The organism is Metallosphaera yellowstonensis MK1, from assembly GCF_000243315.1.
Lineage (GTDB): Archaea > Thermoproteota > Thermoprotei_A > Sulfolobales > Sulfolobaceae > Metallosphaera > Metallosphaera yellowstonensis.
The window spans coordinates 6,198-8,212 of the sequence record NZ_JH597760.1 but is presented as its reverse complement, the minus strand read 5'-3'; the positions used below and the strand labels follow the sequence as shown (position 1 = coordinate 8,212).

Genomic DNA, 2,015 nt, shown 5'->3' with positions numbered 1-2,015 from the left:
GATGTAAGGGGAAACGAAGAGAATCGCTTCGGCCACGACCAAAACCTTGAGACCGTAGGACCACTTGGCCAGAGTGGAGTAACGCATATGATGGTTTATCATCGTCTGTTTATAAAAGAGGGGGTGGGGAGATCAGATTTTCTCAAGAGCAGTTGTAAAACAGTTTCCGCTAAACCGTAAATCCCTTTTTGTTTATCTTAACGGGGGCGGAGAGCTGAATCCTTTCTCACGTTAATAGAAATCTTTTTATATTTATTTATTATCAACCAATCTCGTGGAGAGACTACTGAGACCCAAGGAGGCTTGCCAACTGCTCAGCATCTCATACTCAACACTCCTACGGTGGATTAGAGAAGGGAAAATAAGGGCGGTAACGACTGAAGGAGGGAAGTATAGGATACCTTACAGCGAGATTAAGAAGTACTTAGAGAGGAGGGAAGAGACGAGGGCTGTAATTTACGCAAGGGTGTCCTCGGCTGACCAGAGAGAGGACTCGGAGAGGCAAGTGAACTACCTAACAAATTACGCAACGGCGAAGGGTTACAAGGTGGTTGAAGTACTGAAAGATGTAGCTAGCGGGTTGAACACAGGAAGGAAAGGACTGTTAAGGCTATTCAAACTTGTTGAGGGAAGGAGTGTAGACGTCGTATTAATAACCTACAAAGACAGACTAACGCGTTTTGGATTTGAGTACATTGAGGAGTTCTTCTCAACCGTGGGAGTTTAAGATTGAAGTAGTTTTCGGTGAGGAACCTAAGGATACACAGGAACTTGTGGAGGACTTAATCTCAATCATTACCTCATTCGCAGGGAAAATTTTCGGAATGAGGAGTCACAAGAAGACAGTCCTGGTTCAAGGCGTAAAAAAGTTGATAGGTGAGTTGAGTGGAGAGGACAGTGAAGTTAAGGGTTAAGGTTGATCATGAAACTTACTCAGCACTTAAGGAAGTTGAGGGGGAGTACAGAGAGGTTCTAGAGGAGGCAATAAATTATGGGTTGTCAAACGAGACTACCTCCTTCACCAGGATTAAAGCTGGGATTTACAAGACTGAGAGGGAGAAGTACAAGGACTTACCATCCCATTTCATTTACACCGCCTGTGAGGACGCAAGCGAGAGGTTGGACAGCTTTGAGAAGTTGAAGAAGAGAGGTAGGGCTTACACTGAGAAACCGTCTGTGAGGAGAGTCACTGTGCATCTAGATGATCATCTGTGGAAGTTCAGCCTCGACACGATTTCAATTTCCACAAAGAGGAGTAGGGTTTTCATTTCACCAACCTTCCCTAAGATCTTCTGGAGATATTATAACAAGGGCTGGTCAATTGCCAGTGAGGCCAGGTTTAGGCTGTTGAAGGGGAACGTTGTAGAGTTCTACGTCATTTTTAAGAGGGATGTTAAACCTTATGAGCCTAAGGGTTTCATCCCCGTCGACCTTAACGAGGACTCGGTCTCCGTATTAGTTGATGGAAAACCGACGCTTTTAGAGACTAACACTAAAAAAATTACTCTGGGCTATGAGTATAGGAGGAAGGCAATAACTACTGGTAGGTCAACTAAGGATAGGGAAGTGAGGGGGAAGTTAAAGAGGCTGAGGGAGAGGGATAAGAAAGTAGACGTTAGGAGGAAATTAGCCAAGCTGATCGTCAAAGAGGCTTTTGAAAGTAGGAGTGTCATAGTTTTAGAGGACTTGCCAGGGAGAACTCCGGAGCACATGATAAAGGACGTGAAGGACAAACAGCTTAGGTTGAGGATTTATAGAGCAGCATTTTCCTCAATGAAGAATGCCATCATAGAGAAGGCTAGGGAGTTCGGTGTCCCCGTACTCTTAGTTAACCCCTCTCACACTTCCACTGTTTGCCCAGTCCACGGGACGAAGATCGTTTACCAACCCGATGGGGGCGATGCCCCAAGGGTTGGTGTTTGTGGGAAGGGGAAGGAAAGGTGGCATAGGGACGTGGTTGCACTGTACAATCTGAAGAAAAGGGCTGGAGATGTGAGCCCCGTGCCGTTGGGCTC

The 2,015-nt window shown here is 45.9% G+C and carries 1 protein-coding gene and 1 pseudogene; both read left to right on the top strand.

Translation table 11 applies throughout. From position 1 onward, the window contains the following. Positions 1-274: 274 nt before the first annotated feature. Positions 275-914, top strand: a pseudogene (locus tag METMK1DRAFT_RS00750) (IS607 family transposase). Next, a partial coding sequence (locus tag METMK1DRAFT_RS00745; RefSeq protein ID WP_009069636.1) for an RNA-guided endonuclease InsQ/TnpB family protein occupies positions 898-2,015 on the top strand: 1,118 nt, incomplete at its 3' end. The pseudogene METMK1DRAFT_RS00750 and the gene METMK1DRAFT_RS00745, both read left to right, overlap by 17 nt.